This is a genomic window from Paractinoplanes toevensis, assembly GCF_018332695.1.
Taxonomy (GTDB): Bacteria; Actinomycetota; Actinomycetes; order Mycobacteriales; family Micromonosporaceae; genus Actinoplanes; species Actinoplanes toevensis.
The window spans coordinates 1-26,366 of sequence record NZ_BOQN01000100.1; the positions used below are offsets into that span (position 1 = coordinate 1).

Genomic DNA, 26,366 nt, shown 5'->3' on the forward strand with positions numbered 1-26,366 from the left:
CTTCTTGGCCGGAGCCGCCTTGGTGGCGGTCGCGGTCTTCTTGGCCGGAGCCGTCTTGGTGGCGGTCGCGGTCTTCTTGGCCGGGGCCGTCTTGGTGGCGGTCGCGGTCTTGGCGGACGCAGTCTTGGCGGGCGCGGTCTTCTTGGCCGCGGTCGCCTTGGTCGCGGTCGCCTTGGTGGCGGTCGCCTTTGTCGCGGTCGCCTTGGTGGCGGCGGCCTTGGTGGCGGTCGTCTTGGCGGGCGCGGTCTTCTTGGCCGCGGCCGTCTTGGTGGCGGTGGCCGTCTTCTTGGCCGGAGCCGCCTTGGTGGCCGGCGCCGCCTTGGCGGCGGTGGTGGTCGCCTTCCGGGCCGTGGTGGCCTTGGTGGCGGCGGCGGTCGCGGTCTTCTTGGCGGGAGCGGCCTTGGCGGCCTTCCCGTTCGCGACCATCTCCCGGAAAGCGGTACCGGGCCGGAACGCCGGCACCGATGTCTTCTTCACTTTCACCGCTTCGCCAGTCCTCGGATTGCGCGCGGTGCGCGCATTGCGAACCCGCTTCTCGAAGGACCCGAAGCCGGTGATCGCGACCTTGTCGCCCTTGGTGACGGCGTTCTCGACCTCGGCGATGACCGCATCCAATGCCGCCGTCGCCGTCTTCCGGTCTCCGAGTCGGGCGGCGAGCGCCTCGATGAGCTCGGCCTTGTTCACGGTATTCCTCCCGAACGATGAGAATGAAGCGTGTTCGCGACCTACCTTGAGTCGCGTAGGTGGTCGACCGGTGCAGAAAGACCTCATCCGTCGCGAACAAGCCTCACGTGGCCCAATGCGAGCCATTCTGCGCGCACCGTATGCCCTCTGACCAGCAGACACAAACATTCGTGGCAAAAAAACCCTTGTGTTGCAACGAATTCGCCCCCACCGGGGATCCGGTGGGGGCGAATTTCCGTGTACTGACAGCGTTTTCCGCCTCAGGCGACGACCGGCTTGAAAGCAAGCCGCCGCTTCTCGTACTCGGTGATCGATTCGGAGTGGCGCAAGGTCAGTCCGATGTCGTCGAGCCCCTCCATCAGGCGCCAACGACTGAAATCATCGATAGGGAACGGCCAGGATGCGTCGTCCACGCGCACCTGACGCGCGCCGAGGTCCACGGTGATCTCTTTCTCCGGCTCGCTGTCGGCCATATCCCAGAGGGCTTCGATGGCTTTCTGGTCGAGCTGGACCGGCAGCAGACCCTCCTTGAGGGCGTTGCCACGGAAGATGTCGCCGAACCGGGAGGCGATGACCACCTTGAAGCCCCAGTCGCGCAACGCCCACACCGCGTGCTGCCGGGACGAGCCGGTGCCGAAGTTGGGGCCGGCCACCAGGATCGTGGCTCCGGCGTGGGCCGGGTTGTGCAGCACGAAGCCCGGGTCCTCGCGCCAGGCGCTGAACAGCCCGTCCTCGAAGCCGGTGCGGGTGACCCGCTTCAGGTAGACGGCCGGGATGATCTGGTCGGTGTCCACATCAGAACGGCGCAGCGGCATGACCTTGCCGCTGTGGGTCTCGAATTTGTCCATCGGGAAACTCCTGTCACAGATCGGCGGGCGAGGCGAGGCGACCCACCACGGCCGTAGCGGCGGCAACCTGCGGGGAAACCAGATGCGTACGCCCGCCCTTGCCCTGCCGGCCCTCGAAGTTGCGGTTGGAAGTGGAGGCGGCGCGCTGGCCGGGGCTGAGCGTGTCGGGGTTCATGCCCAGGCACATCGAGCAGCCGGCGAAGCGCCACTCGGCACCCGCGGAGGTGAAGACCTTGTCGAGCCCCTCGGCCTCGGCGGCCTCGCGCACCTGATAGGAACCCGGGACGATCATCATCCGGACGTCGTCGTGCACCTTGTGGCCGCGCAGCACGTCGGCCGCGGCGCGCAGGTCCTCGAGCCGGCCGTTGGTGCACGAGCCGACGAAGACCACGTCGACCGGGACCTCGCGGAACGGGGTGCCGGGCGTGAGGGCCATGTATTCCAGGGCACGCCGGGCCGCGTTGCGGTCGGTCTCCTCGATGAACTCGTCCGGGTCGGGCACCACGCTGTCGAGCGCCGCGCCCTGGCCCGGGTTGGTGCCCCAGGTGATGAACGGGCTGACCGCCGAGGCATCCAGGATGATCTCGGTGTCGAACTCGGCGCCCTCGTCGGTGACGAGGGTCTTCCAGTAGGCCACCGCGGCGTCCCACGCCTCGCCCTTGGGCGCGTGCTCGCGGCCTTCGAGGTAGGCGAACGTCGTCTCGTCCGGCGCGATCATGCCGGCCTTGGCACCCCACTCGATGCTCATGTTGCAGATGGTCATCCGGCCCTCCATGGAGAGCTTGCGGATGGCCTCGCCGCGGTACTCCACGATGTGGCCGTTGCCGCCGCCGGTGCCGGTCTGCGTGATGAGCGCGAGGATCAGGTCCTTCGCGGAGACGCCGGGCTGCAGCTCGCCGACCACGGTCACGGCCATCGTCTTGGGTTTGGCCTGGGGCAGCGTCTGGGTCGCCAGGACGTGCTCGACCTCGCTGGTGCCGATGCCGAAGGCCAGCGCGCCGAACGCGCCGTGGGTCGCGGTGTGCGAGTCGCCGCAGACGATGGTCAGGCCGGGCTGGGTCAGGCCGAGCTGCGGCCCGATCACGTGCACGATGCCCTGGTTCACGTCGCCGAGCGGGCGGATCTGCACACCGAACTCGGCGCAGTTCTTGCGCAGCGTCTCGATCTGCGTGCGAGAGACGGTGTCGACGATCGTGAAGAGCTCGCCGCGCTTGGTGTTGAACGAGGGATCGTCATACCCGGTCGGGGTGTTGTGATCCTCGGTCGCGAGGGTCAGGTCGGTGCGGCGCACCGGGCGACCGGCCAGGCGCAGTCCATCGAAGGCCTGCGGGCTGGTCACCTCGTGCAGCAGGTGCAGGTCGATGTAGAGCAGATCAGGCTCACCCTCGGCAGCACGCACGACATGGTCGTCCCAGACCTTTTCGGCCAGGGTCCTCGGAGTGACTCCCACCATCTGGACATCCTAAATTCTGGGAGGTATGTTTCGGCTTGTGGGACACAGTATGAGCGGTGTCGGCGTTCTCGACAAGGCGGTTGTCATCCTCGCCGCATGTGTCGACGGCGCCAGCCTGGCCGAGCTAGTAGACCGTACGAAGCTGCCCCGGGCGACCGCACATCGCCTGGCCCAAGCCCTGGAGATCCATCGGCTGCTGGTCCGGGACACCCAGGGAAGGTGGCGTCCGGGCCCCCGTCTGGGCGAGCTCGCGAACGCCGCTCCGGACGTTCTGCTGACCGCCGCCGAACCCCTGCTTTCCGCATTGCGGGACGCAACCGGGGAGAGCGCGCAGTTGTACTTGCGTCGTGCAGACGAGCGAATCTGTGTTGCCGCCGCGGAACGCGCGAGTGGCCTCCGAGACACCGTACCGGTCGGTTCGGTGCTGCCGATGACGGCCGGTTCGGCCGCCCAGATCCTGCTCGCCTGGGAGCCGCCCGAGGCGGTCATGCCGCTGCTGCCCCGCTGCAAGTTCACCGGCCGCACGCTCGCCGAGGTGCGGCGCCGCGGCTGGGCGCAGAGCGTCGCCGAGCGCGAGCCGGGTGTGGCGAGTGTCTCGGCGCCGATCCGCGACCGGACGGGCCGGGTCATCGCGTCGATTTCGATAAGCGGTCCGATCGAGCGTCTGGGCCGCCGTCCCGGCGAGCGGCACGCGATGGCCGTCGTCCGCGCCGGGCAACGACTTTCCGGTTTGTAATCACGTAACGACAGCTCGACAGGGTGCGCGCGTGCGGCTCTTCGGGCGAGAGTTGGAGTGCGCGTCCATCGACGCGCTTGTGCAGCAGGCGCGAGGTGGGCGCAGCGCGAGCTCGGTGCTGCGCGGCGAGGCCGGCGTCGGCAAGACCGCACTGCTTCGGTACGCCGAGAGCACTGCCACCGACGCACTACGCGGGAGTTTGCACGACTGACTACGCGTCGCACGTGATTCGCCGATGGACGCGCTCCCACCACGATCGACGCATGAAGCCGATCGTTCTGGTACACGGGTTTTGGGTGACCCCGCGCAGCTGGGAGCACTGGAAAGCACACTACGAGGCCAAGGGCCGTCAGGTGATCGCGCCGGCCTACCCCGGTTTCGAGGTCGAGGTCGAGGCGCTGAACGCCGATCCGACCCCGATCAGCGACGTCACCGTGCCGCAGATCATCGCGCACTACGAGGAGGCGATCCGGGCCCTGCCCGAGCCGCGATCATCATCGGGCACTCGGCCGGCGGCGCGTTCACCCAGATCCTGCTCGACCACGGGTTCGGCGCGGCCGGCGTGGCCCTCAACTCGGCGCCCACCGAGGGGGTCCGGGTGGTGCTGCTGTCCCAGCTGAAGTCCACCTTCCCGGTGCTGAGGACCCCGGCCAACCGGCACAAGGCCATCGGGCTGACCTTCGAGGAATGGAAGTACGCCTTCACCAACACCTTCGCCGACGACGAGGCGCGGGCACTGTGGGAGCGGTACGCCATCCCGGCCAGCGGCGGCATCCTGTGGGGCGGGGTGCTCGCCAACTTCCAGCCCGGCCACCAGGACACCTGGGTCGATTACCACAACGACAACCGGGCACCGCTGCTGTTCGTCTCCGGCTCCGGCTCCGGCTCCGGCTCCGGCTCCGGCTCCGGCTCCGGCTCCGGCTCCGGCTCCGGCTCCGAGGACCACATCATGCCGCCCGCGATCCAGGAGTCGAACGCCAAGCACTACAAATCAGCCACGATCACCGAGCGGCGGGAGTACGAGGGTTACGCCCACCTGCTGCCGCCGACGAGGTCCTGGAATGGGCACTGGCGCACGCCGGATGAACATCACCCACATCGGCGGGCCGACCACGCTCCTGGAGATCGGCGGGGTGCGGCTGCTGGTCGACCCGACGTTCGACACCCCCGGCCGGCGGTACTCGTTCGGCTGGGGCACGTCGTCCCGCAAGACCACCGGGCCGGCGATTCCGCTCGCCGAGATCGGGCCGGTCGACGCCGTTCTGGTGACCCACGACCAGCACGCCGACAACCTCGACGACTCGGGCCGGGCGCTCCTGCCGTCGGTGCCGACGATGATCACCACGACGGTGGGCGCGCGGCGGCTCGGCGGCAACGCCACCGGCCTGAAACCGTGGGCGAGCACGCCCGTCGGCGAGCTGGAGATCACCGCGACACCGTCCCGGCACGGACCGGCCGTGCTGTTGCCGATCTTCGGACCGAGCATCGGCTTCGCGCTGCGGCCGGCCGGCTCGGCCACCGTGGTGTGGATCTCCGGGGACACGGTGGTCTTCCCCGGCGTGCTGGAGGTGGCGTCCCGGTTCGACGTGGACACCGCCGTCCTGCACCTGGGGAAGGTGCAGTTCGGGCTCACCGGGCCCGCCCGGTACACGATGACCGGGCGGGACGCGGTGCGGCTGGCGGCCGCCATCAAGCCGCGGCAGATCGTGCCGGTGCACTACGAGGGCTGGTCGCACTTCCACGAGGGGCGGGCCGAGATCACGGCAGCCTTTCCTCAGGGTGCGCTCACCTGGCTCGAACCGGGGGTCCAGACCGCGTTGTCGTGAGCGAAGACGACCTGTTTCGGGTCGTGCGCCAGGATCCGGTGCAGCCAGGCCGGATAGTGGCCGACCCCGGCCCGCTGGGCCAGGACGTCGCCGGTGAACAGGCTGGCGTTGTCGTGACTCTGGCCGGCCACGATCACGGTGCCGTCGCCGCGGGCCACCAGCACCGACTGGTGGCCCGCGGTGTGTCCGGGGGTCGGCAGGATCACCACGCCGGGCAGGATCTCGGTCTCGCCGTCCAGCTCCTCGTAGCGGGCACCGGGGTGATCGATCAGCGGCGGCAGCGTGTAGTCCGGCGTCGTCCGGGCCGAGGCCAGCTCGGCGCGCTGGGTGAAGACCGGGCGGCCGGCCAGCAGCGGGTTGCCGCCGCAGTGGTCGAAATGCAGGTGGCAGTTGACCACGTACCGCACGTCGTCGATCTTCGCGCCGGACGCTTTCAGCGCGGTGGCGAGCGGGATCCGGCGCGGGTGGTACCACGCGTCCACCTCCGGATGGCTGCCCATGCCGGTGTCGACCAGGACGGTGCCGAGCTCGTGCTCGATCAGGTAGCCGAGGGTGGGCTCAACGCGGGGGTGCCCGGTGCCGGTTTCCGACGCGGGACGGACGAAATAGCCGAGATCGACTCGACGGACCACGGTGTCAGCCATCCGGACATTATTCCGGCTGAAACACAGAAGCGGCCTCACATCTTTCGATGTAAGGCCGCTACGCTGTGTAGCCCCGAAGGGATTCGAACCCTCGCTACCGCCTTGAGAGGGCGGCGTCCTAGGCCGCTAGACGACGGGGCCAGGACTTGCTTTGCTGCTGCGCTCTCGCTCAGCGGCGGGCCGAACTCTATCAGAAGTCCAGCTCCACCGGCCTTTGCGGGAACGGTAGCGCTGGGGTACCAGGACTCGAACCTAGACTAACTGAACCAGAATCAGTCGGGCTGCCAATTACCCCATACCCCATTGGCCCGGTTTCCCGCGCCGAGAAGAAACTCTACCCGACCACCCCGGGCCTACCAAATCGGGTTACCGGTCCTCGAAGAGATCAGCGTTCCGGCGGGCCCACTCGAGAAACGTCGTCGCAGGTCGGCCCGTTATCTCGGCAACCGTCGGCACGGCCGGCTGGGGGTACTCAGCAAGCATCTCGAGGCCGTCGACGTACCAGGCGGCGTGCTCGCCCATGTCCGTCGCCAACTCCGCGACCGCCTCGTCGCGCGGTAACTCGACGTAACGAAGCTCACGGCCGAGCGCCTCCCCGATCAGCTCCACCTTCCGGCGGCGGCTGAGCGTCTCCGGTCCGGTCAACTCCAGCGAGCGACCCACCAGGCCGTCGTCGAGGAGCGCGCGGGCGGCCACCGCCGCGATGTCCTCCTGGGCGATCGGTGCGTTGGCCGCGTCCCCGAAGGCATCGCGCACCTCGTCGCCGGCCCGGATCTGCCGGCTCCAGATCGCCGCGTTGGCCATGAACTCGCCCGGCTCGAGGTGGGTGAACGGCAGCCCGGCCGCCTCGACCGCGTCCTCGACGGCCTGCCAGTGCTCGCCCTTGGGCCCGGCCAGGTCGACGACCCGGGAGATGCCGGCCTCGGCGGCCAGCCGGCACGCCTCGGTCACGGTGGGCAGGTAGGGCGCGAGGTAGAGAACGTCCACCCCGGCGTACGCGGCGGGCAGCGTCGACGGCCGACCGAGGAAGCCGCGGGCGATCTCGACGCCGGCCGGCAGCGCGGCCCGCACCGGGTCGACGGTCAGGGCGCGTACGTCGTCGGCGCCCAGTGCGAGCAACTCGTCGACGACCATCCGCCCGATGTTGGTGGTGGCTCCGGTAACCAGGATCTTCATCTCGATATCCCCCCACAGGACAGAATGCCGGAACGCTGGGGTGGTGGCGACGCTGACTGCGCCCGCTAGCGTGAGTCCGGTCGCCAAACAAACGCTTAAGACGGAGACCGATGCGCTTCGAGGTGCTGGGCCCGGTGCGGGTGGTGACCTCCGGCGGCGCCGTCGTGCCGCTCGCTCCCCGGCCGCGTGCCCTGCTCGCGGCGCTGCTCGCGGCGGACGGGCAGCTCGTCTCGGCCGAGAGGCTGATCGCCGAGCTGTGGCCCGAGGGTGCACCGGCCACCGCCGGGCCGGCCCTGCAGGTGCACGCGTCCGCTCTGCGCAAAGTGGTCGGTGACCGGCTGCTTTCGACGGCCGGTGGCTACGCGTTGCGGGCCGGCGAGCTGGACGCGGCCGAGTTCGAGACGACCGGTGACCTCGGGCTGTGGCGTGGGCCGGCCTACGAGGCCGGCGGCGCTGGGCCGATCGTCGAGGCGGCCGCGGCCCGGCTGACCGAGTTGCTGCTCGCGCGGCGGCGCGACTGGGTCGATCGGGAACTGGCCGCGGGCCGTCCGGTGCTGGCCGAGTTGAGTGCCTGGGTGGCCGCCGATCCGGTCGCCGAGCCGTTGGTCGAGCGCCTGATGCTGGTGCTGCATCGGGCCGGGCGGTCGGCCGAGGCACTGGAGGTCTTCGCCTCGGCGGCCACCGTGCTCCGGTCGTACGAAATGGAAGCCGGACCGAATCTCGCGGCCCTCGCCGCGGGTATTCGCCGGCGCGACCCGACGCTGGACCGTCCGGCGCCGGGTCTGCCCGGCTCGCGCAGCCGCTTCATCGGCCGCCGCGCCGAGCTGGACCGGGCGCACGCCCTGGCCGGCGAGACCCGGCTGCTCACCGTGACCGGGCCGGGCGGCTGCGGCAAGACCCGATTCGCGTACGAGCTGGCCCGCGAGGTCGCCGCCGAGTACGACCTGGTCCTGGTCGTCGAGCTGGCCGGTTACGCGTCGGCCGACGCGACCCGGTTCGCCGCCGCGGCGGGCGTGCGCGACGAACCGGGAGTGTCCGCGGTCGAGGCGTTCGCCCACCATGTCGGCGATCGCCGGGCGCTGCTCGTGGTGGACAACTGCGAGCACGTGCGGGCCGGCGCGGCGGCCACGGTGGACGATCTGATCCGGGCGGTGCCGAGCCTGCGGGTGCTGGCGACCAGCCGGGAGCCGTTGGGGATCCCCGGCGAGACACTCTGCCCGCTGCCCGGTCTGACCGCGTCCGACGCCGTGCGGCTGTTCGCCGACCGGGTGGCCGCCGCCCGGGGCGGCACCGGCCTGCGGGCCGCCGAGCAGGAGCCCGCCGCCGAGCTGTGCCGGCGCCTCGACGGCCTGCCGCTCGCCCTGGAACTGGCCGCCGCCCGGCTGCGCTCGCTGCCGCTGGCCGCCGTCACCGGCCGTCTCGACCTGCTCATCGGCAACTCCCCGGTGGAACGGCACCGCACCATGCGGGCGGCCATCGACTGGGGGCACGACCTGCTCGACGAGGTTCAGCAGGGTTTGCTGGCCCGGCTCAGCCTGTTCGCCGGGCCGTTCGATCTCGACGCCGCCGGGCGGGTGCACGGCGCCGACGCGCTCGACCCGCTGACCCAGCTCACCGATCGTTCGATGGTCGACTGGGACGGTTCTCGGTACCGGCTGATCGCGACGATCCGGGAGTACGCGGCCGAGCGCCTGCCCGCCGCCGACCCGGCCCGCCGCCGGTTCGTGGCGCTCTGGCTCGACCGGCTCGCCACCCCGCCCCCGCCGGACGGCCCGGCCCACACCGCCTGGCTGGCGTCGATGGACGCCGCGCACCCGAGCGTGCTGGCCGCGCTGGAGTGGTCGCTGACCGACGGCGACCCGGCCGACGGGCTGACCCTGGCCGCCGCGATGTGGTGGTACTGGTGGATCACCGGCCGGATGGCCGAGGGCCGTGGGTGGCTGCGGCACGCGCTCGACACCGCGCCGCCAGGTCCGTCGGTGGGCCGGGCCAAGGCGCTCCGGGCGGCAGCCGCACTCGCTCGTAACAGCGGTGACCTGAGCGAGGCACGACGGCTCGGTGAGCAGGGCCTGGCGACGTTCCGGCTGCTCGACGACCAGCCCGGGGTGCTGGCCGCGCTGAACAACCTGCTGATCACCGCGCAGGGGCAGGGCGACTACGAGGCCTCGCTGGCCTACGGCTATGAAGCTCTGACGCTGGCCGAAAAGGCGGGCGATGCCCGGATGATCGCGGCCGGGCTGAACAACACGGCCGGGACGCTGCGCTGCCTGGATCGTCTCGACGAGGCCGGGCCGCTGTTCGAGCGAGCCCGGGTGGCGTTCCGAGCGATCGGCGAAAAACGCGGCGAGGCCGCCGCGCTGACGAACCTCGGGATCGTCGCTCGGCGTCTGCGGGATCCGGAAAAATCCGGCGGTCACCTGCGACAGGCGCTCGCCCTCTACACCGAGCTGGGCATCACCGAGGGTCAGCTCGACGCCGTCGAAGGACTGGCCCAGCTGGAGCCGCCCGAACGGGCGCTGACCCTGCTGGCCGTGGCCGAACGGGAGCGGTCGGCCCTCGGTTCGGCGATCTTCACCCCCGATGAGGTACGCGATCGGGACGCGGCCGAGAAAAATGCCCGGTCCGCCCTGACCACCGATGAGGTGGCCCGGGCGTACCGGGCGGCGAGCGGCATGTCGTGGGCCGCGGCGGTCGCGCTATTCCAATGAGACCACCGGGTTGCGCAGCTCCCCGATGCCCTGCACGGTGATCGAGACGGTGTCGCCGGTGGTCAGCTCGCTGACCCCGGCCGGGGTGCCGGTCAGGATGATGTCGCCGGGCAGCAGCGTCATGACGTGCGAGACGTACGACACCAGGGTGGGGACGTCGAAGACCATGTCCTTGGTGCGGCCGATCTGGCGCACCTCCATCGCGTCGGGGTTGCGACCGACCTCGCAGCGGATCTCGAGGTCGCTCACGTCGAGACCGGTGACGATCCACGGGCCGATCGGGCAGAACGAGTCGAAACCCTTGGCCCTGGTCCACTGCGGGTCGCTGCGCTGCAGGTCACGGGCGGTGACGTCGTTGCCGATGGTGTAGCCGAAGATCGCCGCCTCGGCGCCGGCCCGGTCGACCCGGCGGGCGCCGCTCGCGCCGATCACGACGGCCAGCTCGGCCTCCTCCTCGACCCGCTGCGACTGCGGTGGCAGCCGGATCGCGTCGTTCGGCCCGATCACCGAGGTGGACGGCTTCAGGAAGATCAACGGCTCTTTGGGTACGGCGTTGCCGAGCTCGGCGGCGTGGTCGGCGTAGTTGCGGCCGACTCCGATCACCTTGCTCGCGAAGATCGGGGCGAGCAGCCGGACGTCGGCGAGCGCCCAGCGCTGGCCGGTGAACTGCACCTTCGCGAACGGAATCGAGTCGATCTCGGCGATGGTCAGGCCTTCGCCCTCGGCGCCCTCGACGACACCGAACGAAACTCCACCAGCATGGACAAAGCGGGCGAAACGCACGAAGAATTCCCTATCTCTCGAGGCTCTCCCCCGAAATCTACGCCGACCGGGCAGCTCCGTTGGACTCCGCGCCCAGCCGCGGGAACGGCTCGAGCGAGAACACCACCTCGACCGGCACCTCGAAGTAGGCGCAGATCCGCAGCGCCAGGTGCAGGCTCGGGCTGAACTCGCCGCGCTCCAGGTAGCCCACCGTCTGGTAGTGCACCCCGAGAGCGTCGGCGAGCTGCCGCCGCGAGATGCCGCGCTCGGCACGCAGCATCGCGATCCGGTTGTACGTGACCTCGCTGCTCATCGGCCGACGGTCGCCATTGCCCGCTGCCGCCGCGCCTCGACCGCCGAACCGGACTCCCGGCGCGCCATCCGCCGCAACACGGCCGGCGCCAGCCCGAGACCCACCACGGTCCACAGCGCGAGCACGCCGAACGTCTCCAGATGCCGCCAGGAGTGGGTCAACTCGACCAGGGCCATCGAATCGGGCAGGAACACCGAACGCATGCCCAACCCTAGCCAGTAGATCGGGAAGACCTGCCCGATGGCCTGCAGCCAGCCCGGGAAACCGGTGATCGGATAGAAGATGCCGGAGAGCGCGACCAGTCCGAAGATCGGCAGGGTCACCAGGGCCATGTTGCGCGGGTTGTCGAAGATCGAGCCGAGCACCGCGCCGAGCGGCATGGTCGCCAGGAACCCGAGCGGCACCAGCCACAGCAGGGTGAGCCAGCCGGTTGCGCTCACGTGCAGGCCCTCCACCAAGAACAGCCCCGGCACCAACTGGAGCAGCAGGCTCACCCCGGTCATGCCGCCGACCAGCACGGCCTTGCCGGCCAGGTATCCACCCATCCCGTTCGGCGTGGCCTTGGCTCGCAGCAGCGTGCCGTCCTCCCGCTCCACGGTCAGCAGCTGGGCGACCGTCAGCAGGCTGCCGAACGCGATGCCCATCCCGAACACCCCGGGCAGCGTGCTCGCCCCGAGCGAGAAGGACGTGCCGGGCACGTGCGCGTCGCGCTGGAAGAAGATCGTGCCGAACAGGATGAGCGCCGGGATCAGGTACGACGACAGGTCGCTCGGCGTGGTCAGGGTCTGCTTCAACTCGATGCCACCGCGGGCCAGCCCGGCCCGGAGAGTCGAGATCATCGCTCGCCTCCCTCGGCGTCCAGCACCAGCTTCATGTACGTGTCTTCCAGACTGTTGCGACGCACTTCCAGGTCGGCGATGTCCTCGCCGTACTGCAGGAAGAGCTGCCGGACGAACGCGGTCGCGTCTTCCGCCGCGTGGATGAACCGCTGGCCGTCACGGGTCCAGCGGACCTCGGTGAGGCCGGTCACCTGGCGGGACAACTGGTCGGCCGAGCCGTCCGCGATGATCAGGCCGTCGTTGAGGATCACGATGCGGTCGGCCAGTTTCTCGGCCTCGTCGAGGTCGTGGGTGGTCAGCAGGATGGTGGTTTCGTCCACATCGGTGAGCCGGTGCACCAGGTCATGGAACTCGCGGCGGGCGGCCGGGTCGAACCCGGTCGTCGGCTCGTCGAGGAACAGCAGCTCGGGCCGGCCCACGATGCCGATCGCCACGTCGAGACGGCGCCGCTGGCCGCCGGAGAGCCGCATGACCCGCTGATCGGCGTGCGCGGTGAGCCCGACCGCGTCGAGCAGGTCGTCGACCGGCCACGGCCGGCGGATCTCGTCGGTCGAGTAGGGCGCGTAATACGTACCCAAATGCTTGAGCAGCTCCCGGACCCGCCACTTGCCGTGGTCGCGCCAGGACTGCAGGACCACGCCGACGCGGGCCCGCCAGTGCTCGCCGGCGCCCGCCGGGTCGACGCCGAGCACCCGCACCTCGCCGGCCGATCGCATGCGGAAACCCTCGAGGATCTCGATGGTCGTGGTCTTGCCCGCGCCGTTGGGCCCGAGCAGGGCCAGCACCTCACCACGCCGGGCCGTGAAGCTGACGCCGGCCAGCACGTCCTTCGCGCCGTAACGCATGCGCAGGTCACGGACGTCGATGACCCGCTCGTCGACCGGCACGTCGAGGCCGGCGTCGAGCTCCCCCGTCAAAGTCATTCCTCCCATGTCCAGCACAGTATCAAAATTGTAGTAGGTGTACTACATTCGAGAACATGTCTTCTGTCGATGTTGTGACCGTCGGTCAAGGGCCCGGGCTCGTCGTGCTCCCCGGTTCGACCCGGCGCGCCCGCCATTACGCCGCGCTGGCCGCCGCCCTGTCACCGGCGTACACCGTGCATGTGGTCGAACGGCGCGGCCGCGGCCGCAGCCCGGCCCAAGGCTCCTCCTACGGCCTGGACCAAGAGGTGTCCGACGCCCTCGAGGTGCTGTCGGAGACCGGGTCCCGGCAGCTCTTCGGGCACAGCTACGGCGGGCTGATCGCCCTGCACGCCGCGCTGCGCACCGATCTCGACCGGGTCATCGCCTACGAGCCCGGGGTGAGCATCCACGGCGCGATGCCGTTCGACTGGATGCCCCGCTACGCGCAGCTGCTCGCCGCGGGCAAGCCCGCTCGAGCCCAGGTCCACTTCCTGCACTCGGTCGACCTGATGCCGGGCGGGCCGGTCGTCACCGCAGCCGTCTGGGCGATGCAGCGGTTCACCACCGAGGGCCGGGCGGTGCGCGAACTGCTGCCGACGGTCACCCGGGAACTCGGGGAGATACGAGCGATGGACTCCGACGGAAGTCGCTATGCGGCGGTCACCGCGCCGGCTCTCCTGCTCGGCGGCGGCCGGTCCCCGGCGTACATCCAGGAGGCTTTGCCGTTTCTTGCCGAGATCATGCCGAACGCCAAGGTCATCATGACGCCCGAATTTGACCATAATGCACCAGACTTGGGAGACCCGGCCGCCGTGGCGGACCTCATTCGCGCCTAACGGTGATCGTGTTGATCGCGTCGGCTGGATACGCTGATGCGATGGGGATCAAGCAGGTGAGGGCGCTCACCACCACGCTGCCCTCGGTCACCTGGATTCCCCTCGCCCGAGCCCACGCCGAGCGGGCCGACGAGATGACCGCGGGCCACCGCTCCCGTCGCGCCACCGGGGAAAAGCACGCGATCGAAGACTTCCTCTACGACTACTACGGCACCCGGCCGGCCCAGCTGCGCCGCTGGCACCCCGGCGTCGGCGCCGGCCTGGCGCCCGCCCCCGCCGGCCTGGCCGAGCAGGGCACGTGGAAGTTCTACATGACATTCCCCGACGGCGTGGTGACCCTCGACCAGGTCGCGTTCCTGCACGCCCGCGGCGAGAGCGTCCGCTACATCCACGGCCTGCTCACCGCGACCGCGTCCCGCCCGGTCTTCTCCGGCTGCTTCGGCCTGCACGAGTGGGCGATGGTCTACCGCGACCCCGACCACCGCCACCCCCTGCCGCTGCGTCTCGGCCAGGCCGAGACCGACCGGGTGGTAGAGCAGAACCCCATCCGGTGTACGCATTTCGACGCGTTCCGCTTCTTCACCCCCGAGGCCGTCGGCCTGAACCGGTTGCAGCCCACCCGGGCCACCCAGGTCGACCTGGACCAGCCCGGCTGCCTGCACGCCGCGATGGACGTGCACAAGTGGGCACAGAAACTCGGCCCGGCCGTCCCCGGCGCGCTGGCCCTCGACTGCTTCGCCCTGGCCGGCGACATCCGGCTGCTCGACATGCAGGCCAGCCCCTACGACCTGACCTCCTACGGCCACGAACCGGTGAAAATCGAAACCCCGGAGGGCAAGGCGGAGTATGTGGCGCGCCAGCGCGAGTTCGCCCGGCGGGCGGCCGCCCTACGAGCCCGCCTGATCCGGGTGTGCGAGGAATTGATGGGCCCGGAGAACGCCGTCCGCAACCGCGAGGCGGTCGCGCCTTTCAACCACCGCTGACCGGCTGCCGCAGAATGGTCCGGAGTTTTTCCGGGGCAGTCTTGCGGGCGTCGCTGAGGTAGATCTCGTGGTGCTTGCCGGTCATCCGGAGGCCGTTGGCCGGGATGAACTCGTGGTGCATCCGGGCCAGCGCCGGGGCCTCGTCGTCGTAGGAACCGACGTGCAGGGTCTGCACGCAGCTTCCCTCGGACAGCGACTCCAGACGGACGCCGGGCTTCTCCGCCGCGTCGGCGAACATGGCCTGGTCGATCCAGTCCGGGACCATGATCATGAGCGTCCAGTCCCAACGTGACTTGTCGCGATCCCCGGTGAACGACTCCATGTCGTCGGCCCACCACAGGCCTTCCAGGGGCATCACGACGTAGTCGCGTCCCAGGATTTTCCTGCTGGCGAACTTCAGGCGGTAGGCCACCGGGTAGAGCGCCTCGGTGGCGGCGGCGAACTCCGCGCCGGTGTTGGGGTCGCCGTGGCCGTCGATCATGAGGTACTGCAGGTCGGGCACGTCGACGATCTCGAACCGGGCCGCCCGCGCGCGGTAGGCGGCGATCTCGCGCTTGAAGTCGACCTTGCCCGTCATGATCAGTCGGTGGGATAGGAGCGCCGGTTCTTCTTCGTCTCGCCGCGGCGTTTCTTGCCGGCGATGCGGCGCTCGACCGAGCCCCTGGTCGGGCGGGTGGCCCGCCGGGCCTGCGGCGGTGGGGCGACCGCCGAAGCGACGAGGGCGGCCAGCCGGGCCGCCGCTGCCTCGCGGTTGCGGAGCTGGGACCGGTGCTCGGAGGCGACGACGGTCAGCACGCCGTGCACCAGGCGCGACTCGAGACGCGCGAGCGCCCGCTCGCGCAGCGCGGTGGGCAGCAGCGGCGAGCCGGCCAGGTCCCAGGAAAGCTCTACCCGCGAGTCGGTGGTGTTGACCCCCTGGCCGCCGGGCCCGCCGGAGCGCGAGAAGCGCCAGGAGAGCTCGGCCGCCGGAATCGTCAGGCGGTCGTTGACCCGGACATCCTCAAGCACGCCGCCCAGCATGGCACCCGATGCGGCGACGCCGCCACGCGGTTATCGATCAGGCGCGGCGACCGTTGACCTACGAGGCAGTATGGGTGGGTGACGTCCCCAAGTGCGCCGGTTGTCACCACCGGCTATCCGTGGCCTATTGAAACCACGCGACTGGACAACGGCCTTCGGGTTGTGGTCAGTGCGGACCGGAGCTCGCCGGTCGTCTGCGTCAACCTCTGGTACGACGTGGGCTCGCGGCATGAGCCGGCCGGGCAGACCGGCTTCGCGCATCTCTTCGAGCATCTGATGTTCGAGGGGTCGGTGCATGTCAAGAAGACCGAGCACATGCGTCTGGTGCAGGGGAACGGTGGGTCGCTGAACGCGACCACCAACCCGGACCGCACCAACTACTTCGAGACCATGCCGTCCGAGCACCTCGAGTTGGCCCTGTGGCTGGAGGCCGACCGGATGGGCGGGCTGGTGCCGGCGCTCACCCAGGAGACCCTGGACAACCAGCGCGAGGTGGTGAAGAACGAGCGCCGCCAGCGCTACGAGAACGTGCCCTACGGGGACGCCTGGCTGCGGCTTCTCGAGCTGCTCTACCCGCCGGGGCATCCTTACCACCACGCCACGATCGGGTCGATGGAAGACCTGAACGCCGCGAGCCTGGACACCTTCAAGGCCTTCCACCAGCAGTATTACGCGCCCAACAACTGTGTGCTGACGGTGGCCGGCGATGCCGAGGCGCAGACGGTGTTCGCGCTGGCGGAGAAGTATTTCGGGGCGCTCGCGCCGGTCGCCGGCATTCCGCCGGCGCCGCACGGCCACCTGACGGGGCCGGCGACCACGCCGGCCCGGGAGACGGTCACCGCGGCCGTTCCGGCTCCGCGGATCTATCTTTCGCACCGTACGCATCCCTTCGGCACCAGGGGCTACGACGCGGTCACCGTGCTCGCCACGATCCTCGGTAACGGCCGGGGCAGTCGGCTCTACCAGCGGCTCGCCGACGGTAAGCGGATCGCCCAGCCCGACTACATCGGGTCGTACGGGGTGGATCTCGCGCACGCGGCGGCGCCGTTGATCATCACGGCTACCGCGAAGGACGGCGTGGACGTGGCCGAGCTGGAGGAGGGCCTCGCCGAGGTCGTCGGCAGCCTGGTCACCGAGCCGGTCACCGACGACGAGCTGTCCCGGGCGAAGGCGCTGCTGACCACCGCCTGGTGGCGCTCGCTGTCCACGGTGGGCGGCCGGGCCGACACCCTCGGCCGATATGCGACCCAGTTCGGCGACCCGGCCACGGTGGCCTACCGGCTGCCGCAGTGGCTCGCGGTGACCGCCGACGACGTGACCGAGGCCGCCGCGTACGCCCTGAAGCCCGAGTCCCGGGTGACGCTGACCTACCTGCCCGAGGAAAAGCCGGAGGAGAACGCATGACGCTCGTCGCCACCAGGCCGGGGACGGGCGAGGCCCGGCCGTACACCTTCCCGGAGATCCGGCGCGTCAGCGTCGGCGGCGGCACCGTGATCGCCGCCCACCTGCCGGGCCAGCTTCTGGCCAGCGCCATCCTGATGCTGGACGCGGGCGCCGCGCACGAGGCCGACGGCCGGGAGGGCACCGCCACGGTGCTGGCCAAGTCGCTCGAGGAGGGAACGAAGGCGCGCGACTCGGCGGCCTACGCGCTCGCGCTGGAGGGGCTGGGCGCCGAGCTGTCCCCGTCGGTGGACTGGGACTCGTTCCGGGTCGGTGTCTCGGCGCCGGTTCCGCTGCTGCTGGACGCGGTGCGGCTGGCCGCCGAGGCGATCCGCACGCCGCGGCTGGACGCCACCGATGTGCTGCGGGTGCGCGACGACGAGGTGACCGCGCTGCGGATGGACTGGGCGCAGCCGGGGCCGCGGGCCGACGCGACGCTGCGGGCCGACCTGTTCGGCACCGGACGGTACGGCCGTCCGCTGCACGGTGACCCGGCGTCGGTGGCCGCGGTGACGGTCGACGACGTGCTCGCGTTCCACCAGGCCTGGCTGCTGCGCCCGGGGGTGCTGCTGGTCGCCGGTGACCTGGACACGCTCGATCTGGCCGCGCTGGGTGAGGCCGCGTTCGGCGGCACTGCCGGCGAGGCGCACACCGGCGAGGGTCCGCTGCTCTGGTCGGTGCGCGACCACCGCCGGGTGATCCTGGTGGACCGGCCCGGTTCGGTGCAGTCGACGTTGCGTCTTGGCCACCGGTCGCCGGAGCGGGCCACCCCCGACTACGTGCCGATGACTCTCGCGGCGACGGTGCTGGGCGGGGCGTTCACGTCCCGGCTCAATCACCTGATCCGCGAGGTGAAGGGCTACACGTACGGCATTCGTGGCAGTTATGCGATGTCCCGGCGGTTCGGCCGGTTCGAGGTGGCCGCGGGGGTGCAGACCGCGGTGACCGTGCCGGCGATCGTGGACACGCTCGGCGAGATCGACCGCACCCAGCTGGACGGGGTGACCGAGGACGAGCTGGCGGTGGCCCGCTCGTGGCGGGCCGGTCAGTTGTCGGTGGAGATGCAGACGCCGGGTGCGATCGTGGGCGCGCTGAGCACCCTGGTGCTGCACGGCCTGCCGGACGACTACTACCCGTCGCTGCGCAAGCAGTACCTGGAGGCGACCGTCGAGCAGGTGTCGGCGGCCGCGGCGGCGCAACTGCACCCGAAGGGGCTGACCCTGGTGGTGGAGGGCGACGCCGCCGCGATCCGCGACGAGCTGGTGGCGGCGAACATCGGCGACGTTCTCGACGCCGAGATCTGAACCGGGTTACCGGGCCTATCGCGGCGGTTCGCGGTAGGCCCGGAGACCGCCGGCGCCGGTGGCGGCGAGCAGGCCGTGCACGATCGCCCGGCTGAACGTGTCGGCCGCGACCGTGAGCAGGGTGTTGAAGTCCTCCACGGCGAGCGGCAGGCCGTTCCCGGTGGCCAGCGCGAAGATCGTGTCGCCGTCGAACATGGAGTGTGCCGGCCGGATGGCCCGGGCCAGCCCGTCGTGCGCGACACCGGCGAGTTTCTGGCATTGCGCCTTGGTGAGGGCGGCGTCGGTGGCGACGACCCCGATCGTGGTGTGGAAGTCGGCGTCGGAAGCGCCGGGCGGGTCGTGCGGCCGGGGCGCGACCGCCGGGAACTCCCCGGCCAGGCCGTACGGCAGGCCGTAGAGCTCGCCGGTCGCCGGGTCCACGCCCGAACCGACCGCGTTGACCACGGCCAGCGCGCCGAGGGTCAGGCCGTCGACGACCGTGCTGGCCGAGCCGACCCCGCCCTTGAGGCCGCCCGCCTTGGCGCCGGCGCCGGCCCCGACCGTGCCCATCGGCACCGGACCGGACGAGGCCGCGTCGTGGGCGGCCGCCCCGAACGAGGCGTCCGGCACGGCCTGCCAGTCACCGCCGCGACCGAGATCGAACAGCACCGCTGCGGGCACGATCGGCACGACCTGGCCGGGTGCGGCGCCGACCGGGAACCCGATCCCGGCGTCGGCGAGTCGCCGCATCACCCCGCCGGCGGCGTCCAGCCCGAACGCGCTTCCTCCGCCCAGCACCACCGCGTGCACCCGTTCCACCAGGTTGCGAGGGTCGAGCAGATCGGTCTCGCGAGTGCCGGGGCCGGCCCCGCGCACGTCCACCCCGCCGACCGCGCCGCCCGGCGGAGCCAGCACAACGGTGGTGCCGGTGAGCCAGCCGTCGCCGATTTTCTCGTAATGGCCGACCCGCACCCCGGTCACATCGGTGATGCCATTAAGCCGTCCGGGTCTGATTTCGGTCACCCGAGTCACAGTAACCGTGTTCGGTAACCCACGGCCGATACGGTCCCCGGCATGACGCTCACCAGCACGTCGGCCAGGGTAAAACCGGCGCGGCGGGCCACCCGTACGGCGCTGATGGCTTTTCTGGTCTTTCCCGGTCTGCTCTGGGCGCTCATCCGGTTGTTCGGCCAGGAACGCGGCCCGCTGGTGCAGTTGCTGGCCTACACGCCCTACGTGGCGGTGTGGGCGTGGGTGCCGGTGGTGATCGCGCTGCGGGCCCGGAAATGGCCGGTCGGCGCGGCCGCCGTGCTCGCCGCGCTGGTGCTGGCGGTGTGCGTGGTGCCGCGGGCCCTGCCGAATGCCGACCGCGGACCGGCCACCGGGGTCCGGGTGACCGTCATGACGATCAACATGTTCCTCGGCGACGCCGACCCGGCCGCGGTGGTCGAGCTGGTCCGGGACCACGACGTGGCCGTGCTGGCCGTGCAGGAGTTCTCGCCCGACGCCCGGAACGGCCTGACCGCGGCCGGCCTGGACACGCTGCTGCCCTATCACTCGCTCGCCGACGAGTGGGGCGCGACCGGGTCCGGCGTCTACTCCCGGTTCCCGGTCAGCGCGGCCGGTTCGACCCGGGCCAAGGGCAACAACCAGCAGGCGTACGCGACGGTGCAGCCACCCGGTGGCACGGCTCTGGCCGTGCAGTCGGCGCATCCGCTCGCGCCGTACGCCGTCTCGGCGCTCGGCGACTGGCGGGCGGACATCGAGGCGGAACCGGTCCCCGACGGCGGCCGGCCCCGCATCCTGCTCGGCGACTTCAACTCGACCCTCGACCACGCGCCGATCCGCGACCTGATCGGGCGGGGCTACCGGGACGCCGCAGACACCGTCGGCAAAGGGCTGGTGCCCACCTGGGGGCCGTGGGAGCACCACCTGCCGCCGGTGACGCTGGACCACGTGCTGGTCGACGAGCGGATCGGGGTGCGGGACGTGTCGGTACACGGCGTGACCGGGAGTGATCACCGGGCGGTGATCGCGACGCTGACCGTGCCGACGGCGTGACCGGGTTGTGCAGAACTCGTGATGACGGCTCGTAAGCTGGCCGAACGCGGCTAGCCTCGCCAACATGAAGATCATCGGCCAGGCGGCGGTCACTCAGCCTGAGGTCACACCGAAGCCGCGACGCAAAGTAGTAGGCGTGATGCTCTGGATTCTGGTGATACCGGCGGCGGTGTGGGCGGTGGCCCGGCTCAGCGGGTCGGAACGCGGGCCGCTGGTGCCGTTCATGGCCTTCACGCCGTACGTTGCCGGTTGGAGCCTGCTGCCCGCCGTGCTCGCCGTCGCCGGGCGGCGCTGGACCACCGCCGTGGCCGCGGCGATCGTGATGCTGGTTTTCGCGGCACTTGTCCTGCCCCGCGCCCGCACCGGTGATCAAGGGCCGTCCGCGGGCGTCGCGCTGCACGTGATGACCAGCAACATGCTCGCCGGCGGCGCCGACCCGGCCACCATCGTCCAGCTGGTCCGGGACAACGACGTGGCGGTGCTGGCCGTGCAGGAGTTCACCCCGGCCGCGCGACAGGCGCTGACCGGCGCCGGGCTCGATCAGCTCCTGCCCTATGCCTCGCTCGCCGACACGGTGGGGGTCGCCGGCTCCGGCCTCTACTCGCGCTTCCCGGTCACCGGGGCAGGCTGGAAACAGAACGGCGGCGGCTTCCGGCAGGCGTACGCGACGATCCAGCCGCCCGGCGCCGGACCATTGGTGATCGAGTCGGCGCACCCGGTGGCACCCTCATCCGCGGAGCGCATCCGGGCCTGGCGCGCCGACCTTGCCGCCGAACCCGAAGCCGACCCGAACGGCCCGCCCCGCATCCTGCTCGGCGACTTCAACTCCACCCTCGACCACCGCTCGCTGCGCGACCTGATCGCCACCGGCTATCGGGACGCCGCCGACGCGACCGGCAAGGGCCTGGTCACCACCTGGCCGTACTACGGGCCCCACATCCCCCGGGTGACCATCGACCACGTGCTGGTCGACCGCCGGATCGGCGTACGCGAAACAAGCGCGCACCGGATCCCCCGCAGCGACCACCGCGCCCTGATCGCCACCCTCACCGTGCCGGCGGCATGATGACCGGCGTGACCACCCGCCTCGTCGCCGTCGGCGACGCCCCCGGGATGGCCGCGCTGCTGACCGCCAACCGCGACTTCCTGGCGCCGTGGGAACCGTTCCGCCCCGAGGATTACTTCACCGCCGACGGCCAGCACGGCTACCTGGAGGAGGCGTTGCGGCAGGCGGCGGCACGCTGCTGCACAACTCGGCCTCCCAGCGGGTGCTGCACCGAAACGGCTTCCAGCGGTACGGGACGGCACCGCGCTACCTGCGCATCAACGGCGAGTGGCGCGACCACGCCCTGTTTCAGCTGCTCTCCGACGACGACTGACCGGCCCGGTCGGTGTGCCCGAGGTCGCGGTCGGGCGCGACCCGGTCACGCACCTGGCGCTTGAGATCGGCCAGCTCGGGGAAGCCCTTCTGCTCCTTGCGCGACCAGAGCGTCTCCCCGTCGAGCCGGATCTCGAAGACCCCGCCGATGCCCGGAACGAGCGCCACCTCGCCGAGATCCCGCGGAAAGGTGGTCAGCACCTCCTGCGCATACCAGGCCGCCCGCAGAAGCCAGCGACACTGCGTGCAGTACTCGATCTCCAACCGAGGCGTCGTCACGGCCCCGAGTATGCCGCGCCCCCGTCAATCGGTCGTCCTGTACATGCCGATCCACTTCCGTAGGCGCTCCAGTACGAGCGGGTGGACCTCGACCATTTCAATGCGGTCCGCGATAGTCACCGGGTCGATGAGACCTTCGCGAATGAGGGCGTGAGCGAAGGCGTAATCCTTCTCTCGCCCGGCTACCAGCTTCGAGACCACGCAGTCATGCGGGTCGAGCGTGTATCCGCGTCCGGGCCGAGTGCTCTGCGACTCGACGAGGACCAATCGATCCCGCCACCGGTCGGGCAGGGTCGCGGTGGTCACGCTGACTCCCTGGGCGTAGTAGCCGTTCATCTCGTGGAACGGCGACAGCTCGCCGATGGCGCCGTCGACCTGATCGGCCTTCCGGTCACCCGGATCGTCGAAGAAGGCCACATCGACCTCCATTGAAGCGGTGGCCTCCAGCGGCAGGCGTTCCTCAGGGATCGAGCCCAGCACCGACTGGCTGCCGATGACGAGCACGTTCGGGTCGTCGGCGATCTGGCATGCGGCTCGCAGTACATGCTCGAGCTGGTCACGCCTCACGCTGCCCGTCCCGCTCCGCTGTGTGCGAAGGCGGCAAGCACCTTTCGACGCTGCTCCTGAGGAAGCACCCCGGCGAACGGCGAATTCTGCCGGAGTTCGAGAGACTCGGGATCTTCGGAGGTAAGTGCCCTGAGGACAGCACCGGGGCCCTCATCGATCCTTTCCTGCCATCGCGTCAGCCAGACTTCAGCCATCGTGTTGCGGTGGAGCTGCAGAAGCCGATCCAGATTTTCGCTGGCTTTGGCCAACACAAGGTCGGGATCGGCGACCAGGTTGCCGGCCACTGCCTGATGCAGCCAGAGCGACTTGAGCTGGTCGCGCGTGAGTTTCGGCTGAGGGTGCAGGAACGCCTCCACCTGGCGCCGTTCAACTCGCCGATGCTTGCCGACTTTGACGAAGGGCAGGTCTCCACGCTCGCACAGGTTCACGACCTGCTGACGGGACACACCCAGCAGGTCGGCCACCTGGCCGGTAGTCAAGAACTGACCTGACGTCACGTTCGAACCGTAGATCGTAAACGCTAAAAACACAAACGGAAGTCGGCGGCGCCGTTGGTAATTCGGATGCCTCGGTGGGGTGGGGATGCCTAGCATCGGGGGCATGATGCGCAGGTTCGTGACGACGACGCCGGTTTTTCCCGGCGTTGATTCTCGCTGACCTGACAGCGACCACACCGGGCGAGATGCCCGGGTGTGGGGTCTCGCCCTCATTTCCCAGGGAGACCCCAGATGTCTGTCGACCATCGCAAGCTCGGGCGTGAGCTCGACCTCTTCGACTCCGATCCGCTCATCGGCGCGGGGCTGCCGTTCTGGCTTCCGGCCGGGGCCGCCGCGCGCCACGCGGTCGAGTCCTACCTGTACGAGTTGGAACGGCGCAACGGTTATCAGCACGTGCACTCCCCCGCCCTTGGCAAACGCCAGATGTACGAGATGTCGGGGCACTGGCAGAACTTCTCCGAGGACATGTTTCCGCCGATGCGGCTCGGTGGCGACGAGCTGGTGCTGCGGCCCAGCCAGTGTCCGCATCACGCGCTCATCTTCAAGGCGCGGCAACGGTCGTACCGTGATTTGCCGTTGCGGATCGCCGAGGTCGGGCCGATGTACCGGGCCGAGCGCTCCGGTGTGCTCGGCGGGCTCGCCCGGGTGCGGTCGATTCAGCTCGACGACGCGCACAACTTCTGCGCCCTTGACCAGGTGGGCGACGAGGTTGCCGCGGTGCTGCGGTTGATGCGTGTCTCCCATGCCGCGCTCGGCTTCGAGCCGTCGTCTTTTCGGCTTTCGTTGCGCGGTGACAGCGGAAAGTATGCCGGTGGGGACGCCATGTGGGCACGGGCCGAAAGCCTCTTGCGGGGTGCTCTCGGCGCCGAGGGCATCGAGTTCGAGGCGGTGCCGGGCGAGGCCGCCTTCTACGGGCCGAAGATCGATGTGCAGATCGAGGACTCGGCCGGCCGGGAGTGGAGCCTCGCCACCATTCAGATCGACTTCCACCAGCCGGCCCAGTTCGACCTGTCCTACGCGGCGGCGGACGGCGGGCGGGAACGGCCGGTCATGGTGCACCAGAGCCTGATCGGCTCGATGGAACGGCTCTTCGGGCACCTGATCGAGGTGCACCAGGGCGCCTTCCCGGTCTGGTACGCGCCGGTGCAGATCGACGTGCTGCCGCTCGGCGCGGGCCAGGCCGACGCGGCGCGCGCCTTCGCCGCCGCGGCCGTCCGGGCCGGGCTCCGGGCCGAGGTGCACGAGGAGGGCTCGCTCGGCGCGCGCATCAGATCGGCGGCCGAGCGCAAAATCCCGTACGCCGGAATCGTCGGCGAGCGGGAGGTCGCGGACGGCCTGATCGCTCTCCGCCTGCGGGACGGAGGTCAGGTGCCGCCGATGCCGCAGGCAGAGGCGATCGCGATGATCGCCTCTGCCGGCCGGCCCGAGCTCTAGGCCGCCGCGGTCGTGCGGGCCAGGCCGTAGGTGAGGGCGTCCACCAGGGCGACCCAGCTGGCCTCGACGATGTTCTCGTGCACGCCGACGGTGGTCCAGTCGCGGTTGCCGTCGGCGCTCTCCAACAGCACCCGGGTGACCGCGTTGGTGCCGTGGCTGCCCTCCAGGATGCGCACCTTGTAGTCGGTCAGTTCGACGGTCTTGAGCTGCGGGTAGTGCTGCGACAGTGCTACCCGCAGGGCCTCATCGAGGGCGTTGACCGGGCCGTTGCCCTCGGCCGTCGCGATCACCCGCTCGCCGCGGACCCGCACCTTGACGGTCGCCTCGGAGACCACCGCGCCGTCCTCACGATGCTCGACCTGCACCCGGTAGGACTCGAGGTTGAACGGGCGGGCGTAGCCCTCGCCCGGCAGCTCGCCGCGCACCAGCAACTCGAACGAGGCGTCCGCGGCCTCGAACGACCAGCCGCCGGCCTCCAGCTCCTTGACCTTCCGGGTGACGGCCGAGACCGCGTCCGGGTGGCCGGCCAGGTCCAGGCCGAGCTCGCGACTCTTGAGCTCGATGCTGGCCCGGCCGGCCATCTCCGTCACCAGGATCCGCATGTCATTGCCGACAACCGACGGGTCGACGTGGTTGTAGAGCAGCGGATCCACCTTGATCGCGCTCGCGTGCAACCCCGCCTTGTGAGCGAAAGCCGCGGCCCCGACGTAGGCCTGGTGGGTGTCGGGGGCGATGTTGGCGATCTCGGCGAGCGCGGTGGAAACCCGCGTCGCCTGTTCGAGGCAGCCGTCCGGTAGGACCTGAACCCCGAGCTTGAGCTGTACGTTGCTGACCGTGGCGAACAGGTCGGCGTTGCCGGGCCGCTCGCCGTACCCGTTGGCGGTGCACTGGAAGTGCTTCACGCCGGCCTCGACGGCCGCGATCGTGTTGGCGACCGCGCAGGACGTGTCGTTCTGGCAGTGGATGCCGAGCCGGTCGGCGCTGACGCCGGTGCGCGCGACAACCTCCTCGATCGCCTTGGTGATCATCGACGGGAGCATGCCGCCGTTGGTGTCGCACATCACGACCCGCTCGGCGCCGGCTTCGAAAGCCGCCAACACCACCGAAGCGGTGTACGCCGGGTCGTAGCGGAAGCCGTCGAAGAAGTGCTCGCAGTCGACGAACGCGCGCCGGCCGTTCTCCTTCAGGAACCGGACGGTGTCCCGGACCATCGCCAGGTTCTCGTCGCCGGTGGTGCGCAGCGCCCGCTCCACGTGCCGGATGTCCGACTTGGCGACCACGCAGACAACCGGGGTCTCCGCGTCGAGCAACGCCTTGACCTGCTTGTCCTCCTCGACGGCGACGCCCGCCTTGCGGGTCGCGCCGAACGCCACGAGCAGCGCGTTCTTGAGGTCCAGCTCGGTTTTCGCCCGTTCGAAGAACTCGGTGTCCTTGGGCATGGCACCGGGCCACCCGCCCTCGATGAAGCCCACCCCGAACTCGTCCAGCAGCTTCGCGACCGCGAGCTTGTCGGCAACCGAGTAGCTGATGCCCTCGCGCTGCCCGCCGTCGCGCAGCGTGGTGTCGAAAACCTGGTAGTCCATGGGGGAGCTCCCTTTCCGAGGATGGTTTGGCGGGCCCAACAAAAAGACCCCCCGCGGATGCGGGAGGTCTGCGCGTCGGCGTGTGGTCAGCCGGCGCGCTAGGTGCCAATA

Annotated in this window: 28 protein-coding genes and 2 tRNA genes; 12 read left to right on the forward strand and 18 right to left on the reverse strand. The window is 70.3% G+C overall.

All coding sequences use genetic code 11. From position 1 onward, the window contains the following. The 3 genes from Ato02nite_RS37905 to leuC all read right to left on the reverse strand — a co-directional run. On the reverse strand, window positions 1-684 hold a 684-nt coding region (locus Ato02nite_RS37905; protein ID WP_213011520.1), incomplete at its 3' end, for an HU family DNA-binding protein. A gap of 260 nt (window positions 685-944) precedes the next feature. After that, on the reverse strand, window positions 945-1,532 hold the full coding sequence (gene leuD / locus Ato02nite_RS37910; protein WP_213011521.1) for a 3-isopropylmalate dehydratase small subunit: 588 nt from the start codon (window positions 1,530-1,532) through the stop codon (window positions 945-947). A gap of 13 nt (window positions 1,533-1,545) precedes the next feature. Next, window positions 1,546-2,985, reverse strand: a complete 1,440-nt coding sequence (gene leuC, locus Ato02nite_RS37915; RefSeq protein ID WP_213011522.1) for a 3-isopropylmalate dehydratase large subunit — start codon at window positions 2,983-2,985, stop codon at window positions 1,546-1,548. A 49-nt stretch (window positions 2,986-3,034) separates the two neighbouring features. Between leuC and Ato02nite_RS37920 the strand changes: the two genes are divergently transcribed. The 4 genes from Ato02nite_RS37920 (at window position 3,035) to Ato02nite_RS37935 (ending at window position 5,547) form a co-directional block, all read left to right on the forward strand. After that, window positions 3,035-3,721: an IclR family transcriptional regulator gene (locus Ato02nite_RS37920; RefSeq protein WP_213011523.1), complete on the forward strand. Its 687-nt coding sequence runs from the start codon at window positions 3,035-3,037 to the stop codon at window positions 3,719-3,721. Between the two features lie 31 nt (window positions 3,722-3,752). Continuing rightward, window positions 3,753-3,932, forward strand: a complete 180-nt coding sequence (locus tag Ato02nite_RS37925) for an ATP-binding protein (RefSeq protein ID WP_213011524.1) — start codon at window positions 3,753-3,755, stop codon at window positions 3,930-3,932. Window positions 3,933-3,984: 52 nt separating this feature from the next. Next, complete coding sequence (locus tag Ato02nite_RS52100) at window positions 3,985-4,341, forward strand: esterase/lipase family protein (RefSeq protein WP_246607925.1); 357 nt, start codon at window positions 3,985-3,987, stop codon at window positions 4,339-4,341. Between the two features lie 441 nt (window positions 4,342-4,782). Beyond that, window positions 4,783-5,547 (forward strand): MBL fold metallo-hydrolase, encoded by a 765-nt coding sequence (locus tag Ato02nite_RS37935; RefSeq protein ID WP_246607926.1) that lies wholly within the window; start codon window positions 4,783-4,785, stop codon window positions 5,545-5,547. On the opposite strand, the gene Ato02nite_RS37940 is transcribed toward Ato02nite_RS37935, so the two are convergent. From Ato02nite_RS37940 to Ato02nite_RS37955, 4 genes are all read right to left on the reverse strand, one after another. Continuing rightward, window positions 5,496-6,191, reverse strand: a complete 696-nt coding sequence (locus tag Ato02nite_RS37940; protein ID WP_213011525.1) for an N-acyl homoserine lactonase family protein — start codon at window positions 6,189-6,191, stop codon at window positions 5,496-5,498. The two genes, Ato02nite_RS37935 and Ato02nite_RS37940, sit on opposite strands and share 52 nt — an antisense overlap. 68 nt (window positions 6,192-6,259) lie before the next feature. Further along, a tRNA-Glu gene (locus Ato02nite_RS37945) sits at window positions 6,260-6,332 on the reverse strand. A gap of 90 nt (window positions 6,333-6,422) precedes the next feature. Beyond that, window positions 6,423-6,494: transfer RNA gene (locus tag Ato02nite_RS37950), tRNA-Gln, on the reverse strand. 63 nt (window positions 6,495-6,557) lie between these two features. Then, entirely contained in the window at window positions 6,558-7,367 is an 810-nt protein-coding gene (locus Ato02nite_RS37955; protein WP_213011526.1) for an NAD(P)H-binding protein, read from the reverse strand. Window positions 7,368-7,477: 110 nt separating this feature from the next. Here Ato02nite_RS37955 and Ato02nite_RS37960 point away from each other — a divergent pair, with 110 nt between their 5' ends. After that, the gene (locus Ato02nite_RS37960; RefSeq protein ID WP_213011527.1) at window positions 7,478-10,075 is read left to right on the forward strand and encodes an ATP-binding protein; all 2,598 of its coding nucleotides are present in this window, start codon (window positions 7,478-7,480) and stop codon (window positions 10,073-10,075) included. Here Ato02nite_RS37960 and Ato02nite_RS37965 read toward each other — a convergent pair. From Ato02nite_RS37965 to Ato02nite_RS37980, 4 genes are read right to left on the reverse strand one after another with little or no spacing between them, the layout of a single operon-like run. Further along, window positions 10,064-10,858, reverse strand: coding sequence for a fumarylacetoacetate hydrolase family protein (locus Ato02nite_RS37965; protein WP_213011528.1), 795 nt, complete (start codon window positions 10,856-10,858; stop codon window positions 10,064-10,066). The two genes, Ato02nite_RS37960 and Ato02nite_RS37965, sit on opposite strands and share 12 nt — an antisense overlap. A gap of 37 nt (window positions 10,859-10,895) precedes the next feature. Then, complete coding sequence (locus Ato02nite_RS37970) at window positions 10,896-11,150, reverse strand: helix-turn-helix transcriptional regulator (protein ID WP_213011529.1); 255 nt, start codon at window positions 11,148-11,150, stop codon at window positions 10,896-10,898. Next, entirely contained in the window at window positions 11,147-11,989 is an 843-nt protein-coding gene (locus tag Ato02nite_RS37975) for an ABC transporter permease (RefSeq protein ID WP_213011530.1), read from the reverse strand. Before Ato02nite_RS37975 ends, Ato02nite_RS37970 begins: the two co-directional genes overlap by 4 nt. Further along, on the reverse strand, window positions 11,986-12,912 hold the full coding sequence (locus tag Ato02nite_RS37980; RefSeq protein ID WP_213011564.1) for an ABC transporter ATP-binding protein: 927 nt from the start codon (window positions 12,910-12,912) through the stop codon (window positions 11,986-11,988). The genes Ato02nite_RS37975 and Ato02nite_RS37980 overlap by 4 nt, the downstream gene beginning before the upstream one ends. A 56-nt stretch (window positions 12,913-12,968) precedes the next feature. Here Ato02nite_RS37980 and Ato02nite_RS37985 point away from each other — a divergent pair, with 56 nt between their 5' ends. Together Ato02nite_RS37985 and Ato02nite_RS37990 are read left to right on the forward strand one after the other, a co-directional pair. Next, the gene (locus Ato02nite_RS37985; RefSeq protein WP_213011531.1) at window positions 12,969-13,730 is read left to right on the forward strand and encodes an alpha/beta fold hydrolase; all 762 of its coding nucleotides are present in this window, start codon (window positions 12,969-12,971) and stop codon (window positions 13,728-13,730) included. A 41-nt stretch (window positions 13,731-13,771) separates the two neighbouring features. Further along, window positions 13,772-14,713, forward strand: a complete 942-nt coding sequence (locus Ato02nite_RS37990; RefSeq protein WP_213011532.1) for a 3-methyladenine DNA glycosylase — start codon at window positions 13,772-13,774, stop codon at window positions 14,711-14,713. On the opposite strand, the gene Ato02nite_RS37995 is transcribed toward Ato02nite_RS37990, so the two are convergent. Next, window positions 14,700-15,290 (reverse strand): GyrI-like domain-containing protein, encoded by a 591-nt coding sequence (locus tag Ato02nite_RS37995; protein ID WP_213011533.1) that lies wholly within the window; start codon window positions 15,288-15,290, stop codon window positions 14,700-14,702. The genes Ato02nite_RS37990 and Ato02nite_RS37995 overlap by 14 nt on opposite strands. A gap of 2 nt (window positions 15,291-15,292) precedes the next feature. Further along, complete coding sequence (gene arfB / locus Ato02nite_RS38000) at window positions 15,293-15,733, reverse strand: alternative ribosome rescue aminoacyl-tRNA hydrolase ArfB (RefSeq protein ID WP_213011534.1); 441 nt, start codon at window positions 15,731-15,733, stop codon at window positions 15,293-15,295. Between the two features lie 78 nt (window positions 15,734-15,811). Here arfB and Ato02nite_RS38005 point away from each other — a divergent pair, with 78 nt between their 5' ends. Both Ato02nite_RS38005 and Ato02nite_RS38010 read left to right on the forward strand, forming a co-directional pair. After that, window positions 15,812-17,137, forward strand: coding sequence for a M16 family metallopeptidase (locus Ato02nite_RS38005; RefSeq protein ID WP_213011535.1), 1,326 nt, complete (start codon window positions 15,812-15,814; stop codon window positions 17,135-17,137). Continuing rightward, on the forward strand, window positions 17,134-18,477 hold the full coding sequence (locus tag Ato02nite_RS38010) for a M16 family metallopeptidase (RefSeq protein ID WP_213011536.1): 1,344 nt from the start codon (window positions 17,134-17,136) through the stop codon (window positions 18,475-18,477). The genes Ato02nite_RS38005 and Ato02nite_RS38010 overlap by 4 nt, the downstream gene beginning before the upstream one ends. Window positions 18,478-18,492: 15 nt before the next feature. Here the strand turns inward: Ato02nite_RS38010 and Ato02nite_RS38015 are convergent, their stop codons facing one another. Continuing rightward, on the reverse strand, window positions 18,493-19,479 hold the full coding sequence (locus Ato02nite_RS38015) for a P1 family peptidase (RefSeq protein ID WP_213011537.1): 987 nt from the start codon (window positions 19,477-19,479) through the stop codon (window positions 18,493-18,495). Window positions 19,480-19,530: 51 nt separating this feature from the next. On the opposite strand from Ato02nite_RS38015, the gene Ato02nite_RS38020 reads away from it, so the two are divergent. Both Ato02nite_RS38020 and Ato02nite_RS38025 read left to right on the forward strand, forming a co-directional pair. Next, the gene (locus tag Ato02nite_RS38020) at window positions 19,531-20,517 is read left to right on the forward strand and encodes an endonuclease/exonuclease/phosphatase family protein (RefSeq protein WP_213011538.1); all 987 of its coding nucleotides are present in this window, start codon (window positions 19,531-19,533) and stop codon (window positions 20,515-20,517) included. A gap of 139 nt (window positions 20,518-20,656) precedes the next feature. After that, complete coding sequence (locus Ato02nite_RS38025; protein ID WP_213011565.1) at window positions 20,657-21,583, forward strand: endonuclease/exonuclease/phosphatase family protein; 927 nt, start codon at window positions 20,657-20,659, stop codon at window positions 21,581-21,583. A 288-nt stretch (window positions 21,584-21,871) separates the two neighbouring features. Here Ato02nite_RS38025 and Ato02nite_RS38035 read toward each other — a convergent pair whose 3' ends face one another. From Ato02nite_RS38035 to Ato02nite_RS38045, 3 genes are read right to left on the reverse strand one after another with little or no spacing between them, the layout of a single operon-like run. Beyond that, window positions 21,872-22,174 (reverse strand): Rdx family protein, encoded by a 303-nt coding sequence (locus Ato02nite_RS38035; protein WP_213011539.1) that lies wholly within the window; start codon window positions 22,172-22,174, stop codon window positions 21,872-21,874. Window positions 22,175-22,198: 24 nt separating this feature from the next. Next, window positions 22,199-22,741 carry a DUF6036 family nucleotidyltransferase gene (locus tag Ato02nite_RS38040; RefSeq protein WP_213011540.1) on the reverse strand — a complete coding sequence of 181 codons (543 nt, stop codon included), beginning with the start codon at window positions 22,739-22,741 and terminating at the stop codon, window positions 22,199-22,201. Beyond that, a complete protein-coding gene (locus tag Ato02nite_RS38045) occupies window positions 22,738-23,238 on the reverse strand; it encodes a helix-turn-helix domain-containing protein (RefSeq protein ID WP_246607927.1) in 501 nt (166 codons plus the stop codon). Before Ato02nite_RS38045 ends, Ato02nite_RS38040 begins: the two co-directional genes overlap by 4 nt. Before the next feature lie 231 nt (window positions 23,239-23,469). On the opposite strand from Ato02nite_RS38045, the gene thrS reads away from it, so the two are divergent. Beyond that, a complete protein-coding gene (gene thrS, locus Ato02nite_RS38050) occupies window positions 23,470-24,672 on the forward strand; it encodes a threonine--tRNA ligase (protein WP_213011541.1) in 1,203 nt (400 codons plus the stop codon). Here the strand turns inward: thrS and cimA are convergent. Then, complete coding sequence (cimA, locus tag Ato02nite_RS38055) at window positions 24,669-26,255, reverse strand: citramalate synthase (RefSeq protein ID WP_213011542.1); 1,587 nt, start codon at window positions 26,253-26,255, stop codon at window positions 24,669-24,671. The two genes, thrS and cimA, sit on opposite strands and share 4 nt — an antisense overlap. Window positions 26,256-26,366 lie beyond the last annotated feature (111 nt).